Source organism: Auritidibacter sp. NML100628 (genome assembly GCF_003185985.1).
GTDB lineage: Bacteria > Actinomycetota > Actinomycetes > Actinomycetales > Micrococcaceae > Auritidibacter > Auritidibacter ignavus.
Genome location: NZ_QHLP01000002.1, coordinates 297,517 through 311,600 on the forward strand (window position 1 = coordinate 297,517; position 14,084 = coordinate 311,600).

At 54.5% G+C, this 14,084-nt stretch carries 26 protein-coding genes and 1 pseudogene; 22 read left to right on the plus strand and 5 right to left on the minus strand.

The genetic code is table 11. The annotated features are described in order from the left end of the window. Window positions 1-158 precede the first annotated feature (158 nt). From DCC24_RS03110 to DCC24_RS03125, 4 genes are all read right to left on the minus strand, one after another. Window positions 159-923: a site-specific integrase gene (locus DCC24_RS03110; RefSeq protein WP_146206261.1), complete on the minus strand. Its 765-nt coding sequence runs from the start codon at window positions 921-923 to the stop codon at window positions 159-161. A 305-nt stretch (window positions 924-1,228) separates the two neighbouring features. Then, window positions 1,229-1,570: a helix-turn-helix domain-containing protein gene (locus tag DCC24_RS03115; protein ID WP_158524581.1), complete on the minus strand. Its 342-nt coding sequence runs from the start codon at window positions 1,568-1,570 to the stop codon at window positions 1,229-1,231. After that, the gene (locus DCC24_RS12585; protein ID WP_110098523.1) at window positions 1,563-1,958 is read right to left on the minus strand and encodes an ImmA/IrrE family metallo-endopeptidase; all 396 of its coding nucleotides are present in this window, start codon (window positions 1,956-1,958) and stop codon (window positions 1,563-1,565) included. Before DCC24_RS12585 ends, DCC24_RS03115 begins: the two co-directional genes overlap by 8 nt. Window positions 1,959-1,984: 26 nt before the next feature. Beyond that, on the minus strand, window positions 1,985-2,449 hold the full coding sequence (locus DCC24_RS03125; protein WP_110098433.1) for a helix-turn-helix transcriptional regulator: 465 nt from the start codon (window positions 2,447-2,449) through the stop codon (window positions 1,985-1,987). A gap of 197 nt (window positions 2,450-2,646) precedes the next feature. Between DCC24_RS03125 and DCC24_RS03130 the strand changes: the two genes are divergently transcribed. The 16 genes and pseudogenes from DCC24_RS03130 (at window position 2,647) to DCC24_RS03205 (ending at window position 10,118) form a co-directional block, all read left to right on the plus strand. Beyond that, a complete protein-coding gene (locus DCC24_RS03130; protein WP_110098434.1) occupies window positions 2,647-2,898 on the plus strand; it encodes a helix-turn-helix transcriptional regulator in 252 nt (83 codons plus the stop codon). Window positions 2,899-2,901: 3 nt separating this feature from the next. After that, window positions 2,902-3,180, plus strand: a complete 279-nt coding sequence (locus DCC24_RS03135; RefSeq protein ID WP_110098435.1) for a hypothetical protein — start codon at window positions 2,902-2,904, stop codon at window positions 3,178-3,180. A 116-nt stretch (window positions 3,181-3,296) separates the two neighbouring features. Further along, window positions 3,297-3,479 (plus strand): helix-turn-helix domain-containing protein, encoded by a 183-nt coding sequence (locus DCC24_RS12590; RefSeq protein ID WP_110098436.1) that lies wholly within the window; start codon window positions 3,297-3,299, stop codon window positions 3,477-3,479. After that, window positions 3,476-3,682 carry a hypothetical protein gene (locus tag DCC24_RS03145; RefSeq protein ID WP_110098437.1) on the plus strand — a complete coding sequence of 69 codons (207 nt, stop codon included), beginning with the start codon at window positions 3,476-3,478 and terminating at the stop codon, window positions 3,680-3,682. The genes DCC24_RS12590 and DCC24_RS03145 overlap by 4 nt, the downstream gene beginning before the upstream one ends. A 19-nt stretch (window positions 3,683-3,701) precedes the next feature. Next, entirely contained in the window at window positions 3,702-4,721 is a 1,020-nt protein-coding gene (locus tag DCC24_RS03150; RefSeq protein ID WP_110098438.1) for a YqaJ viral recombinase family protein, read from the plus strand. A gap of 16 nt (window positions 4,722-4,737) precedes the next feature. Then, entirely contained in the window at window positions 4,738-5,019 is a 282-nt protein-coding gene (locus DCC24_RS03155) for a hypothetical protein (protein WP_110098439.1), read from the plus strand. Window positions 5,020-5,043: 24 nt separating this feature from the next. After that, window positions 5,044-5,424, plus strand: coding sequence for a hypothetical protein (locus DCC24_RS03160; protein ID WP_146206262.1), 381 nt, complete (start codon window positions 5,044-5,046; stop codon window positions 5,422-5,424). Between the two features lie 16 nt (window positions 5,425-5,440). Next, on the plus strand, window positions 5,441-5,566 hold the full coding sequence (locus tag DCC24_RS12490; protein ID WP_255410791.1) for a hypothetical protein: 126 nt from the start codon (window positions 5,441-5,443) through the stop codon (window positions 5,564-5,566). A gap of 55 nt (window positions 5,567-5,621) precedes the next feature. After that, window positions 5,622-6,402 (plus strand): annotated as a pseudogene (bet, locus tag DCC24_RS12595) (phage recombination protein Bet). Between the two features lie 3 nt (window positions 6,403-6,405). After that, complete coding sequence (gene ssb, locus DCC24_RS03175) at window positions 6,406-6,927, plus strand: single-stranded DNA-binding protein (RefSeq protein WP_110098443.1); 522 nt, start codon at window positions 6,406-6,408, stop codon at window positions 6,925-6,927. Window positions 6,928-7,015: 88 nt separating this feature from the next. Beyond that, window positions 7,016-7,459 (plus strand): hypothetical protein, encoded by a 444-nt coding sequence (locus DCC24_RS03180; RefSeq protein ID WP_110098444.1) that lies wholly within the window; start codon window positions 7,016-7,018, stop codon window positions 7,457-7,459. Window positions 7,460-7,487: 28 nt separating this feature from the next. Beyond that, a complete protein-coding gene (locus tag DCC24_RS03185) occupies window positions 7,488-7,712 on the plus strand; it encodes a hypothetical protein (RefSeq protein WP_110098445.1) in 225 nt (74 codons plus the stop codon). 461 nt (window positions 7,713-8,173) lie between these two features. After that, a complete protein-coding gene (locus DCC24_RS03190) occupies window positions 8,174-8,791 on the plus strand; it encodes a hypothetical protein (RefSeq protein ID WP_110098446.1) in 618 nt (205 codons plus the stop codon). 20 nt (window positions 8,792-8,811) lie between these two features. Next, window positions 8,812-9,231 (plus strand): hypothetical protein, encoded by a 420-nt coding sequence (locus tag DCC24_RS03195; protein ID WP_110098447.1) that lies wholly within the window; start codon window positions 8,812-8,814, stop codon window positions 9,229-9,231. A 3-nt stretch (window positions 9,232-9,234) separates the two neighbouring features. Continuing rightward, window positions 9,235-9,594: a hypothetical protein gene (locus DCC24_RS03200; protein WP_110098448.1), complete on the plus strand. Its 360-nt coding sequence runs from the start codon at window positions 9,235-9,237 to the stop codon at window positions 9,592-9,594. Then, entirely contained in the window at window positions 9,591-10,118 is a 528-nt protein-coding gene (locus tag DCC24_RS03205) for a TFIIB-type zinc finger domain-containing protein (RefSeq protein WP_110098449.1), read from the plus strand. Before DCC24_RS03200 ends, DCC24_RS03205 begins: the two co-directional genes overlap by 4 nt. A gap of 4 nt (window positions 10,119-10,122) precedes the next feature. On the opposite strand, the gene DCC24_RS03210 is transcribed toward DCC24_RS03205, so the two are convergent. Further along, a complete protein-coding gene (locus tag DCC24_RS03210) occupies window positions 10,123-10,707 on the minus strand; it encodes a hypothetical protein (protein WP_110098450.1) in 585 nt (194 codons plus the stop codon). A 126-nt stretch (window positions 10,708-10,833) separates the two neighbouring features. Here DCC24_RS03210 and DCC24_RS03215 point away from each other — a divergent pair, with 126 nt between their 5' ends. From DCC24_RS03215 to DCC24_RS03240, 6 genes are all read left to right on the plus strand, one after another. Then, window positions 10,834-11,244 (plus strand): hypothetical protein, encoded by a 411-nt coding sequence (locus DCC24_RS03215; protein WP_110098451.1) that lies wholly within the window; start codon window positions 10,834-10,836, stop codon window positions 11,242-11,244. Between the two features lie 276 nt (window positions 11,245-11,520). Continuing rightward, window positions 11,521-12,006 carry a hypothetical protein gene (locus DCC24_RS03220; protein WP_110098452.1) on the plus strand — a complete coding sequence of 162 codons (486 nt, stop codon included), beginning with the start codon at window positions 11,521-11,523 and terminating at the stop codon, window positions 12,004-12,006. A gap of 53 nt (window positions 12,007-12,059) precedes the next feature. Further along, complete coding sequence (locus DCC24_RS03225) at window positions 12,060-12,446, plus strand: helix-turn-helix domain-containing protein (protein WP_110098453.1); 387 nt, start codon at window positions 12,060-12,062, stop codon at window positions 12,444-12,446. A gap of 2 nt (window positions 12,447-12,448) precedes the next feature. After that, on the plus strand, window positions 12,449-12,802 hold the full coding sequence (locus DCC24_RS03230) for a helix-turn-helix domain-containing protein (protein ID WP_110098454.1): 354 nt from the start codon (window positions 12,449-12,451) through the stop codon (window positions 12,800-12,802). Further along, window positions 12,799-13,464, plus strand: a complete 666-nt coding sequence (locus DCC24_RS03235) for a helix-turn-helix domain-containing protein (RefSeq protein WP_110098455.1) — start codon at window positions 12,799-12,801, stop codon at window positions 13,462-13,464. The genes DCC24_RS03230 and DCC24_RS03235 overlap by 4 nt, the downstream gene beginning before the upstream one ends. 338 nt (window positions 13,465-13,802) lie before the next feature. Beyond that, window positions 13,803-13,988 carry a hypothetical protein gene (locus DCC24_RS03240; RefSeq protein WP_110098456.1) on the plus strand — a complete coding sequence of 62 codons (186 nt, stop codon included), beginning with the start codon at window positions 13,803-13,805 and terminating at the stop codon, window positions 13,986-13,988. The last annotated feature ends 96 nt before the right edge of the window (window positions 13,989-14,084 follow it).

Consider the following 14,084-nt stretch of genomic DNA (forward strand, 5'->3'; position numbering starts at 1 on the left):
CCAGATACCTCGGTTTGAACCGGTCCTTAACCAGCGGTACCCCGCTGGATCCCATCATCCAACGGGGTACGCTCCGGTAAGTCCGGGCTTAGCGCGAGTAAACCCCGCCACCCCACAAACACGCCACACCACCACAACCGTGTCGGCTCTGTGGCGGATCAAAAACCGCCATCAGCCATAATCGACGCCAACGCCACACCATCAGACGGCATCACATGAGCATACGTACGCAACGTCTCCGTCGCATCCTTATGCCCAAGCCTCCGAGCAACCGCCACCACCGACGCCCCGTGCGACAACAAAAACGACGCATGAAAATGCCTCAACTGGTGCCACCCAGGCCCAGCCTCAGGCACCACCGACCGCATACGATGCCACGCCGACAACCGTGCCGACTCAATCAACATCCGCCCATCATCATGAAAAACCAGACCCTGATGATTCGCACACCCCACCAAACGATCCATCACATCAACAACACGCCCACCATAATCAACCGTGCGACGAGACGCCACAGTCTTCAACGGACGGTGCACCCTGGCACCCCTAGTCGCCTCCAGTTGCCGATCAACCCTGATCGTCCTCGCCTTCACGTCCACCCTATCCACGGTGACACCAGCCCACTCAGACGGGCGTAAACCAGTGCCTGCAGCAACTGTCACCGCGTCAGCCCAAATAGTGTCACCAAAAAAGTCCCGCACCCGCTCTACCGTCTCAGTAGTCAAAAACTCCGCATCACCACGCTCACGCGCCCTAGGTAACCGCACCCTTGATGTTGGGGACCTGCGGATCACCTCATCATCTAAAGCCGTATTGAAAATACTGGATAAATGTCGCAGGTACGTTTGCATGGTGGACGGCGCTAAAGTTTCCGCCCAGTCGAGCACCATCGCTTGAATGTCAGCACGGGTAATGTCTTCCATGATGAGTCCACCAATATGCGGAGACGACCGTTTAATCACATTCCCGAGCGTCTCCCTGGTGGTAGGAGCCTGGTGCACTTGCGCACCCCTGTGGGCTTGAGCATAATCATCAAAGGTGACCCTGGTCCTAACCGGCCGGTGCGATTGCGCTACCAGCCAGGCCTGCGCAGAATCCTTCGTATCATGCGATGTTTTCCGTTCACGCCCGGCCCCGTCAGTGTAAACAGCCTGCCACCGCTTCCCCTTACCGTACCTCGCTGTTCGGGTTCGATCCTTGCGGTGCCACAAATCCACGACCCGCGACACTAGTTATCACCGCCACGTAATAACCGGTTTTCCGCTTCCAGCACGTGCACACGGTGGGACAACTCCAGGATCAGATCGTGCGTAGACACCATGGACAGCGGAGAATCGGAGGCCAAAAGCGCGCTGACCGGCACACATTCGTCACGGCGCACCACATCGGCCAGCACCCCCGGGGCGAACTGTAAGGCAGACTCCAGCGCGGATAGGGTGGAAGCGTGAGGCTTAGACCGAACCCCCTGCTCAATTTTTGCGACCGTCGCCTCAGACACACCTGACGCGTGCGAAAGATCAGATTGCGCCCACCCGAGCCGGGCGCGACCATCACGGACAGCTTTAGACAACGGCGACACCCTCTCCCCCATCAGGCCACCACCTGGACGCGTAAGAGGCCACCATCGACGGGGTGACCTCCAGGTCGTACGCCACACCCTGCACCGTGCGATACACACGGCAAGCAGTCAGAAAACGGCACGGGCACACCAGGAGCCAATGGGCGAAATAGTCGGCTTCCCGCTCCGATACGGGCGTAGACGATGTGTGCCCGTACACCGCATGACCAATCTCGTGAGCCAACACCGCCGTGCAACGAACCCCAGACAGGCCCGGATGTAACCGTATGGTCCGCTCTGTGTGATCGTATTCTCCCAACGCGCCAGTGACCGTGTGGGCGCGACGTACACTTACCCCAATACTGTCGGCAATCATCATTAAATCCATGCCCCCCAGCATCAGCTGGCGCGGGGACAGGATAGCGGTCACGGGTCTTGCAAATCAGCGTCCAAAGGTATGTCCATGTCCCTCTCAGGGTGTGCTGCAAGTGTCCATTGTTCGCCGGTATCATCAGCTGGTTGTGTGGTGTCATGGTGTGTCCCCTTCTGGTTTGCGCCCGCCAATTCGATGACAAGCTGACGGACTAGTTTCTGTTGTGTATCCGTGAGCCCGATGAGCGATTCCTCGAAGCTAGCCCGCTCTCTAACACCAGCAACATTCCGTTCACCATAAGCGGCCTCGTAAAGGTCAGCCTTAGGTATCCCGAGGAGAACGGCGAAAGCGTCGAGCGTGCCCGCAGGAACGTGCTTAGGGATTCGGCCCCGCCGGTATGAGCTCACCGTGGAGGGCGATAATTTGAATCCCCGGGCGTTTGCAAGCCTGGACAGCTCGTTCACGCCGATGTCTTTGTCGTCCATCACTTGCACGATGATTTTCGCTAAATCGGTCACGGCACCCACCTTGACGGTTTTTCACAGACCACACAACTAGCACACTTGCCACGAGTGGCAAGCAATTACAGGCCTGTAATTTGCGTATATCCCAGTATTTATAGGGTATCTGACACGCTGGGGTCTTTACGGACTTGCCACCAACTGGCAAGTCGTGTACTGTTATCACTGCACGCACACAGTAAGGAGGTGAGCATATGAGAGAACGCACGATCATGGCGGTAAACGCCGAAAACCTCAGCCAATACCTAGATGCCATGGGCATGAGTCAGCGAGAACTAGCACGCAGGGCCGGTATATCCCACACCCGGGTCCAGCAACTACTCAACGTGAAATCACCAAGCACCGTACAACTAGGCACCGCCGTGAAAATAGAGCGAGCCCTTGGGGCGCCACCCAGAATTATTTTTATACCCAAGGTGTGCACCATTACCACTACCGCCGCATAGCAGGTGAGAAAAACGATAAAACCAGCCGTCCTCGAACAAAACCGCGCCACCTGGATAGACGGGGCCGTCCAATACCTCCTGCAGGAAGCACGCCGCACCGGCCAAGTCACCGCCGAAGATCTCCGAGCTAACTACACCAAACCCGACCACCCCAACTGGGTGGGGGCATGTTTCACCATCGCACGGGCTGAAGGTCTACAACGCACCGGGTACCGGCCCAGCAGGGACAAAACCAGGGCCGGAGGGGTCATCGGTGTCTGGGCGATCAACACCAAACACTGACAAAAGAAGAACCGCCCCACAAGCGCGGGACGGTTCAACCATAAAAAGGAAAACACACCATAACCAAACATGGTGCACACCAACCAGTGTACCAGGAAAACACCCTAGGAGCACCAATGCCAACACAGTACCTGACAACCAGGCAGGTCGCAGAACTCATCCACCGCAGTGAATACACGGTCCGCCAAATGGGGCGACGCCGAGAAATCAAAGGAATCCAGCCAGGACCCCGAGGCCGGTGGCTATTCACCCTCCGCGCCGTCGAAGCATGGGCAAAGCGAAACGAGACCACACCATGAAACCAGTGACGAAAAAAGTCTTGAAAACAGTGGGCGTCCTGATCGCCAGCCCACTACTGGCCCTAGCAATCATGCACGCCCTAATCTCACAAACCTCGTACGGGTGGGTACCAGAGACAGTGCTCTCTTACATCATCCTCACCGGTGTCATCGCGTCCCTACCACTGGTCCTGCTTTGGGACACGAACGACTACGACCTATAAGCACAGAAAGGAAACACACATGACCACCACGACAACACGCTGGGGCACCCCGGAAGCACGCCAAGTACTCCCAGTAACAGCACCAGAAGAACTGTGGCTCGAAGCCCGCACCCACGGTATCGGAGGATCAGAAATCCCCACCATCACCAGAGCACACAGCTACCAGACACCCTACGAACTGTGGCTCGAAAAGACCGCCACCAAAACACCAGAACCAACAACAAATAACCTGTTCTGGTTTGGGCACAAAGTCGAGCCCATCCTCGCCGAACGTTTCACCAGCGAAACCGGAATCCAAACACGCAACACCGGCATGTGGCGGAACAAAAATCACCCCTGGATGCTAGCCAACCCGGACCGGTACACCTCCGACTGTGGTGTTCTCGAAATCAAAACCACCACCCGGTACACGGACAACGGCAAAACATATCTTGCCGGGCAGGTACCAGAAGCGCACCGGCAACAGCTCACCTGGTACATGATGGTCACCGGCCGACACACCGGCCACATTATCGCCCTCGTAGACCGCGAACCGGTCATCCTCGACGTGGCCTACGACCACGACTACGCCGAACAGCTTGTGCAGGCCGGACAAAAGTTCTGGGAGCACGTCGAAGCCAGGATACCACCACCGTTAGACCCCGACACCATCACCGGCACAGAAGCACTCCAGCGCTGGCCAGAAGCGGACGCGGGATCGCACGTGGAAGCAGCAGACAGTTTTGAAACAGAAATGATACTCACCTGGCTGGCTGAAGCGAAACAGGAAAAAGCCACCGCAGAATCCGCGATCCGAGAGTACGAATCCAAGCTCAAAGCCCAAATTGGTGACCACGAGTACCTGACCGTGAATGGGGATCCGGTTGCACGCTGGCAGTCAGTGAAACCGAGGGCCAGTTTCGATAAAGACCGTGCACTATCTGACCTTGCAGAATATGCCGGCGTCGATAGCACTGACGACGAATACCAGGACCTGGTGGACCGGTACACGAAAACCGGTAAACCGTCACGACGATTCACTATCATCCAAACCAACTAAAAGGAACAACACCATCATGATTGATTTCAAAAAGTGTACAGAAAAGCTCGCACCATACGCGCACAACTTTTTGCAAGAACTGCAAGACAAATACGATCCGTTGCCGATTTCATACCGCCTAACGATTGACGTCGAATATGACGGTTACATCATCTTCAATGTTCTGGTTTCGTGGCGATACTCACGAGAAGCATTCTATAAATACCCCCCAATTGTGATGGGCCAAGCATGCGAGACACCCAGCGAAGTAAACGACTTTATCAGCGAGTTAGAACTCGAAATTAGCGAACACCTATAAACCATCTGAAAGGAAAAACACACCGTGATGGACAGATACGATGCGAGGCAACGCGACTACTACACAGAACTAGCAAACTACGCACTCGAAAAACTCGACAGCGTACTCGATGAATACCCACACATTATCGGATCATATGAGGCACGCATTCTCAGAGACCTCTACAATCCATGGAACCTACGAATCATCGCCACATGGTCTCTAAAAGCTGAAGAAAGGCTCCATGATCTGGATTATCAAAGAATCAAGTTCCCGGAATTTCAAGAAAAACCATGGTACCTCAAATACACACCAGCGTGGGACTTGTGTTGGACACGAGATGACATTGACACCGCAGTCGAATCACTCAAGAAACAGTGCGAACTCATGGAGGAATCCATGAAACAAAAACGCACCACACCATAAGAAAGGAAAAACCATCATGCGACTATCCGGCCCACCTGATATTTGGTTCTCCGACGATGAGCCACCATGCCACGAAAAACCCGAACCCGACCCCGACTACTGGCGCGACCTAGCCTACGAGGAGAAACAACACAATGACTGAAGAAACCACCACCACTGACCTATCTATTCGACAAGACCAGCACGGCTTCAACGACATGCAAGTCGCTGCACTCAAGCAACTGGGGGTGCAGGCCAACAATCCGGCAGATATCCAGGTGTTCTTCCACCAAGCCAAAGCGACCGGCCTGGACCCGTTCAAGCGTGAAATCTACATGATTACCCGCAAGGGCCGGCCCACCATCCAAACCGGCATCGACGGTTTTTACAAGATCGCGGACCGGGTATCACGCGCCACCGGTGGCACCTGGGGTATCACCGAAACCCTGTGGTGCGGTCCCGACGGCCAATGGGTGGACGTTTGGTTACAGTCCGGGCCGCCCTCTGCAGCCAAAGTCACTGTGGAACGTAATGGGGCGAAGTTCACGACGGTCGCCGTGTTCTCGGAGTACCAGGCGGAGGGGCCGGGGGGGGGCACTGTGGCAGAAAATGCCGGCACGGATGATCGCTAAATGCGCTGAAGCGTTGGCGATCCGTAAAGCGTTCCCGGACTCGTTGTCTGGACTGTACACGTCGGAGGAAATGGAACAGGCGGACAACCCTGCAGCACAGCACAGTCCCCGGCGTGTGGCGCAACCGGCCCGTGGCGGTGGACAGCAGACGCCAGATCAGTCCGAGGCGACCGGTTCGGGCATTGATTGGGAGGATGCGTTATCTACGGCCACGTCACAGCCGGAGGTGGCCCACCTGGTGTCGCTGATGAAACAGGAAGGCGTCCCGTCGGATGATCCGGCGATGCGGGTCGCCCGTGAGGCGTGGCGGAACCTGCCGGCACAGGCACCAGAAGACACCGGCGAAATCGTCGAACAGGAGGGGTAGCTGATGGCAGGAGAAACACAGGTCACGGTCACCGGGCACACGACAGGTGACGCTGAACTGCGATTCACCAAATCCGGTGACTCGGTCGCGAACTTCACGGTCGCACATAACACGCGGACCTTCGATAAGAACACCCAGCAGTGGGTGGACGGGGACGCAACGTTCTACCGGGTGACGGTGTTCGGTAAACCGGCCGAACCCGTAGCCGAATCGGTGCGGAAGGGTGACCGTGTCACCGTGACCGGTGCCTTGGGGTACCGCGAATACCAGACCAAACAAGGCGAATACCGTTCGTCCCTGGGTATTAGGGCCTCTGACGTGGGCCTGAGCTTGTGGTTTAAGCCGGCCTACCGGTCTGGTGGCAACGGATGGTCACAACCAGCACCACCACCACAAGCACAACAGCCACCACAGCAGGCACAGTCGAGCGCGCCAGCGCAGGGACAATTCCCGACCTCACCACCGCAACAGCAACAGCAGGGGCCGTGGGCTGGTAACACCCAGGCAGGGGAAGCACCATTCTAACCACCCTCGGCAGTCTGCACCGGAACTAAGCCGGGCACGGTGTGCAAGCCCGCCAAGCAGACACAACACAACGGAGCAGGAGACACCAATGAACTACGTGTACGGGGCGTCGCGGAACAGCCCGGAGCGACACCATATCCAACGATTACAGCGCGAATTACAGCACACCAGGCAGGTGGCCGAGCAGAAACTGCGTGAATACGAGACCAGAGCACGCCGGGCCGAAGCGAAAGCCAAAAAAGCCTACGACCTAGCAGACAAAGACAAAGCGGAACTACAACAACAGGTTGACCAGTTGAAGCGGAAGCACATGAACCGGTACCGGCGGGACGCACGGGAAATGCAAAAACTCGAAGAACAAAACCAGAGACTCACCGACCAGGTGGACGCGCTGAAAACAAAACCCACCGGCCCATACCAAGCAGACCTGATCGACCTTTTACAGACGGAGAACCGGAAACTACATCAACGCCTGCTGTCAGCCCAGGCGCGGGCACACCGGACCACAAACAGGCTACGAGAAACAGCATAAACACAAACACACCTTGGAAGGAGAACCAATGGACTGGGCAATCATCGCATTCGCAGTAGCCACCACCTGTTTCGCGGGAGTGGCGATCATTCTTTGTTTGGTAGCAGACCAGCACGCACGGGCGATACGACACCTCGACCGAGACATCAGGCACCTGTACACCAGGTTGCACGCCATCGAGCGGGAGCAAACAACAACCACCGGGTATGCACCGTCCGAAGCCGTGACCACCATCGAGCAAGACTGCAACTAAACACCACCAAGGGGACGATTTGACGACCTATAAGAAGTGCAAAAACTGTGACCGGGACATCAGGCCCCAATGGTGGCGGGCAAAAGACCACCCCGGCACCGTCAGCGGATACAAGACCGGCCTCTGCGTGTCCTGCCACCGGCGACTATACAAACACAACAACGGCAAACCGCCACGACAGATTATCCAGGTCACGTCAATGACACCCTTCACCGGCGCCGAACTACAACACATACACACGATTGAACCGGGGTTATACGACTACATCATGGCACGTCGTGCACGAGGTGTAGGGGGATTGAAATGACCACGACAGAACCAGTCTGCCCTAACTGTAATTGTCCCGCCAGCTTCTGCGCACCACACTGCGACCACGACTGCGACTGGGCGCGGTGCAGGTGTGGCACCATCTGGGATCTCAACAACAACACACGAAACTACACGAAACGGAGAATACGCTAATGGGACGAAAGCTCACTCAAGACGAAATCGTCAAGCTATACCAGATCTTTTGGTATCAAATCGATATCGATCGCAAACCGCCTGTCTGGGCGCTGTTGACCGAGCAGGAGCGACACCGGATCTATCAAGCATTCGACCAGAGCGTCACGCTAGACGATCCCACACTAGAACAGGACGGCTGGGAACAGGTGGAACCTGGGAATGTGCAATTCAAACCCGGCGACATGATACGCGCAGTCCTTGACTACAGAGACAGCGACTACAGGCACTACCAATTTCGACAAGACGCAGTGACTTTCCAAAAAGAGAACTCCGTCTTTACTGAAATTGGATACATATTCTACATCGGTGATGACATCGACGATAGAGAACAAATATATGTCAAACGCAAGCCAGTAAATCACCCTAACCCGGACGAGCACCCAGTCATCAAGGTACTAGACGCTGACTGGCCAGACGACATAGAAGATAACGAAAAACCGGTCGTGTACGTGGCGAACAGGGAAGAGCGCTACTACGAGGGATTCCTGAACGAAACACACGAGCACACCGACATACTGGACCCATACGAGATCACCTGCTGGGAAGTACCAACCGGCTGGGAAGAACGGCAATGAACCTGAAACAGGAGGATTAGATGACACCAGACGAGATACTTGGACTACCAGACGGATATATCAACGACGTTCTCGGCGGACCAGACCACACACTCACAATACCTGTCAGCGAATGGTTAAACAGCAACGACCGCACACAATGGGCAGTCAGGTACAGGGCATCACAAAAACTACGGGTAGACGCGACCATCATCGCCCTAGCGAACATCAAAGAAAAATACCAAAAAATACATGTGCTCGCGTACACGCACAAAACACACAACCGAAAATACGACGCACACAACCTCATGCCCACACTAAAACCAATCATTGACGGAATTGTGAAAGCAGGCGTCATCCCAGACGACACAAACGACCACCTCATCGGACCGGATCTCAGACAAGGCAACAAAACACTGACACCAAAAATCACACTACACATCACAGCATTAAAGGAATAAACGATGAACGCTGAGGAATACCGGACGCGACTAGACCGGGTAGAAGCACGAAAACGCGACTACTACAGGTACCTAGAAGAAATGCGGTTCGAGCACGACAACTGGGCGAACCTATTATCAGATGTGATCTACGACAGGCACGCCGAGACAAACAACGACCCAGCCACGGAGCTAGCACGAGAAATCAGAGAATGCCACCGCCACGGCATATACCTGCACGACCTCGTCGACGAAATCCTCATAGAAGAAACCATCACAACAAACGACTGCACATACGAGGAAGCAAAACAAGAAGTCGATAGCTGGAAAACCCTTAGAGACCACAGACTCACAATGGCAACACTACGAGAGACCACACCATGACCCACCAGCAGCTAACCATTTTCGACTACCTGCAACCCGCCGCACCAAACCAAACCAAGGACACCAAGCCAGCAGGGTGGGACACCATGAGCCGCTACCTAAAAAAACGATACGAGAAAAACCCGTGGCGGGTGACACACGTGTGGGTAGACGACAATCCGTGGGAGAACGTCGACTGGTACTACCAGGACGGCAAATACTACTGCAAAAACTGCCACACCAGGCTATACAACTTCCTCGACACTTGGGAAGGAGCAGGCCACCTTGTCGTCACCAAATGCGCTGCCAACGGTGAACAAGTCGTGCACATGTGCAGCAAACAAGAAACCTTGGCATGGCACGTATACGTCCACTGGAAACACATAGGCTACACCCAGCCAGACGGCCGACAGGAAGCCCTAGACAAAGCAGACACAGTGTGGGGACACCGCAGAAGAGAATTCTTCCGACTTCTGTCCTGTTGGACCTGGGAGCTACGGAAACGAGCGGAAGACCACACTGAATTAAAAGAGCGTGTTAGATGAGCGACTAATCGTTGAGCTGAGACAACCAATCAGAAACTAGGGTGAACACACGGAGAAAAATGTTGCAGGTCCAAGCCCATATAAAGCACAAAAACTCCCAAGCTGGTTCTTTGGCTACTTCAACCACCATCGCCGCAACTAGCTTGTGGAGCGTTTCGACCACAAAAGCTTTAGCTTTGAGAACCCATGTTGGGGTTTCTTCTCTAACGTCAACGTCGACGCTTGGACGACTGTCTAGAGCATCGGTGTCTGGTAGCGCATCTAGTACTGGCAGATTCAAGTCAGCGAAGAGATCCGGGCGTACCACCTGTAGATCTTTAAACAATGTCAGGTCTTTGGTGGCGTCTTTGAAAATTGTGGTGGCGTCTTTGAAAAGGTTGTACGCAGAGGATTCGAACGCCTTACCTGCACCCTCGAAAGCGAACTTCTGCGATGCAATTAAGGACTCGCGTAAGTTCTCCATAGGGCCAACCATTGGAGTTTTGAACGCTTTCCCAAGCTGGTCTAAGCCCGAACGCTTAACGAAACTCCGGCCGATCATTTGACCAATGCTCTGGGCAGGATTACTAGCCACATTAATAACAGTCATGAGTCTTACCTCCTGGGTAAGTACTAGAAATATTAACTTTTCTAATTTCTAGTTTAGCAAATTAAGTGACTGCTCAAACATACGCCGTCGCCGGTTTGCGAAAACCTGAAGAAAGGAGCCAGCCCCATGAGTGATGGGCTTGAGTGGGTGCGGTTAGATACACGTATCCCAAGGAATAAGAAGATGCTCGGTCTGTTGTCAGAGCAGAACGGTTACAGGGCGGCTGCCGTGTACATGTTCTCGTTGGCTTATTGCGGTGAGAACAACACGTACGGGCACATACCCACAGGCGCGCTACCGTTTATCCACAGCACCCGGCGGGAAGCGAAACTGCTAGCGAAACACCGCCTGTGGAAAGTGGTGCAGGGTGGGTGGCAGGTCACCAACTGGGATACCTACCAGCCCACCAAGGAGTACGTAGAACAGCTAAGCGAAAAACGTAGGGCTGCTGCCAACAAGCGTTGGGAGAAACAAAAACACAAAACCCCTAGTGGGGTCGTAGATTTGAACGCCCGGAGGAGTAAAAACACGGGCTGAAACGGATGCAAATTGCATTGCAAGTTGAATCCAAGTTGCACTGCAAAAGCATATGCACGTGCAATGCACGTTAACGTTAACACTCTTAACTCACCTTAAGTACTTAACTCACCTTTTGAAAAACAACAGTTAAAGCATCGACGGCGAAAAAGGTGACCACCAGACCGCGTGCGCGTGCGTGCGCGTGTGAGACCCGCGGGACTACCCCCAGCACTCGCCACCCGCCACGTCGCCGCCGAAAAATGATCAAAAAATTCACCGGAAGGAGGACCCCGTATGCCGTACCAGCTCAACAGTGCTGAGGGTAACGCGCTCCACTACCTCGCCCTTGCGCTCAGACCCGACTGGGCGCACAACAAACCCGGTCAAGTGTGGCGGCAACAACTCCGCGAGGACACGTTCGACCAGGCCGAAAACTTCACCCACGCCGTCCAGGCACTGATCGCCTACACGGCACCAGAAGCGAGGATGAGGACCCCGAACCTCTACCCCCAGCCCGGAGCGCACTGGGACAAAACCGCGCCAGCCCGGGTGCGAGATGCAAGCCCCAGGTGTGTGGACCATAACTGGGAGCCGGCCAGCACGTGCCGGGCGTGCCATGCCGACGTGAAGGTCGGAGACCGGCCGAGAGACATGATCGGGAAGCACCTGCCCGCCAAAACCACACCCTCAGAAACCCAAGGCACCCACGAGGACGCACAAAACCAGGCCCAGGAGCCACGAACAGACCAGAAACGACTAGACACCCACCCGCCATTCTAAAAACACCTCAGACCGGCGCACAGACGAAACCAGCAACAACCAGGAGAACAAAAATGCCGATCCAATACAAGACACGAACAATCGAAGTAGAGCAACGAGTAGCCAAAAAAATACGTGAGATAAGAGAAGCCAAGGGGCTTTCGTACCACGCGCTAGCTGAGCAGATGAAAGCCGTCGGTTGCGATATCCACCCCAGCGCCATACAAAAGACCGAGATAACTAAGCGGCGTATCACCGTCGATGAACTCGTGAGTTATGCCATCACCCTCAACGCCACAATCGGCGAACTACTCGGCGAAACCGAACACACCACCACAAACGCCGACGCACACGTCATAGCACACCAAAACGCCCTGCAATTCCTCGACAACATCAGCGACCAACTCGAACACGACCACCAACAAACCATGGTCAACCTCTACAGAAACAAAGGGAAATGACCATGAGCATCAACACAGAACGAGCGATAGCTAAGAAAATACAAAAACTCCGCCTAACACGCGGGTGGACATACCAGGCCCTCGCCAACCGCATGAAAGAGGTCGGTCACCACATCGACCCCAGTGGAATCCACAAGACCGAAAAAGCGGGGCGACGGATAACAGTCAACGAACTCATAGGCTACACGCGAGCATTCGACATAAGAGTCACCCAACTCCTAGGCGAACCAGAAACACCCCAAGAAATCGCCCAACACCAAAACCACAAAAACCGCGAACGACTCCGCCACATCGCCGAAACAGCCCAACACCTATACACCCAAGCACTCCAAGACACCACGGGAGAACAACCATGAACATCACCACCAGCCAACTCATCGGCATGAATATCAAAGCCCTACGGGAAGAGAGACGGCTAACAGCTAAAGAGTTCGGTAAACAACTGGGAGAGCGGCTACCTAAAACAGACAAAACCGGAAAGTCGTTTATCAAGCCGTGGTCGGCTTCAACGGTTTACATGATGGAAGCTGGCAAACGTGCGATGGCCGCCGATGAGATGTTGGCAGTAGCTGACATTCTGAATGTAAACCTCATGGCGCTCTATGACATACCAGGGGCCCTGCCACTAAACGAGATTGAGCACGTAGGGAACGTAACTATCGACTCGTACCTCAACATGATCCACACTGACGGCGAGTCCGAGCTGTTCATGAAGATCTTTCATGCAGCCGTCCAAATTCTAGGCTCAATACGGCGTACCCAAGACCTGTATAAGGGCCTTATCGAGGAAGTGAAACGCGCCAGCAAGGACAACAACGAGCTGATGTCGGCGTTACGCGACCAACAGTTATTTGCGCATAACCGTATCTATTCACAGTTGGAGGAACAAGCGAGCATAAAACGGGAACCGTTGCCCGCTGACCCTCAAGAGCTAAAGAGACTCATAGATTCTCACGAAACACCACTGCTCAAAGCAACGAAAGACATCCTCGAAGAAAACGAAAAACACACCCAATAAAAAACAGCCCGGAGAGACACACAAACACGTCTCCCCGGGCCATCCCCCTAAAGCATCACACCCAAACAAGAAAAAGGCACAGCAAATAAGGGCCACACCTGGAGGTATGGTCGCCACAAAAATGACTTAGCGCTGAGCACTCCTTGCGGTAGATACCGTTTACCGCTACGGGCAGTGGAACCATCACTAGCTAGCCACTACAACACCCAGTATACACAAAACGAAAGATTGACAACCACACCGTGGCTAAGATAAAACGCACGCAATAATACCAGACACAACCAGTCGCACCTGGTATGATAAGGAACACCACACCCCCCACCATCAAGGGCTATACGATGCGTGTCACCACCCAACACCACTACTCAACCCTCGGCCACCAAATGATTGTTATCACCCCAACCGGCGCCACCAAAAAATACCCACAAAACTTTCACGTAGCCCACACCGGCTACACCACCAAACAACTACCCCAACTACTACGCCGTATCGCAGGCAACCTCACCCAAACCGGTCGCCCATGACCACCCGCACACCATGCTGGCTATGCCAACAACCCGGAACAATCCAAACCAGCCCCGGGTCCTGGGTATGCCAGCACTGTATGACAGGAGAAGGAA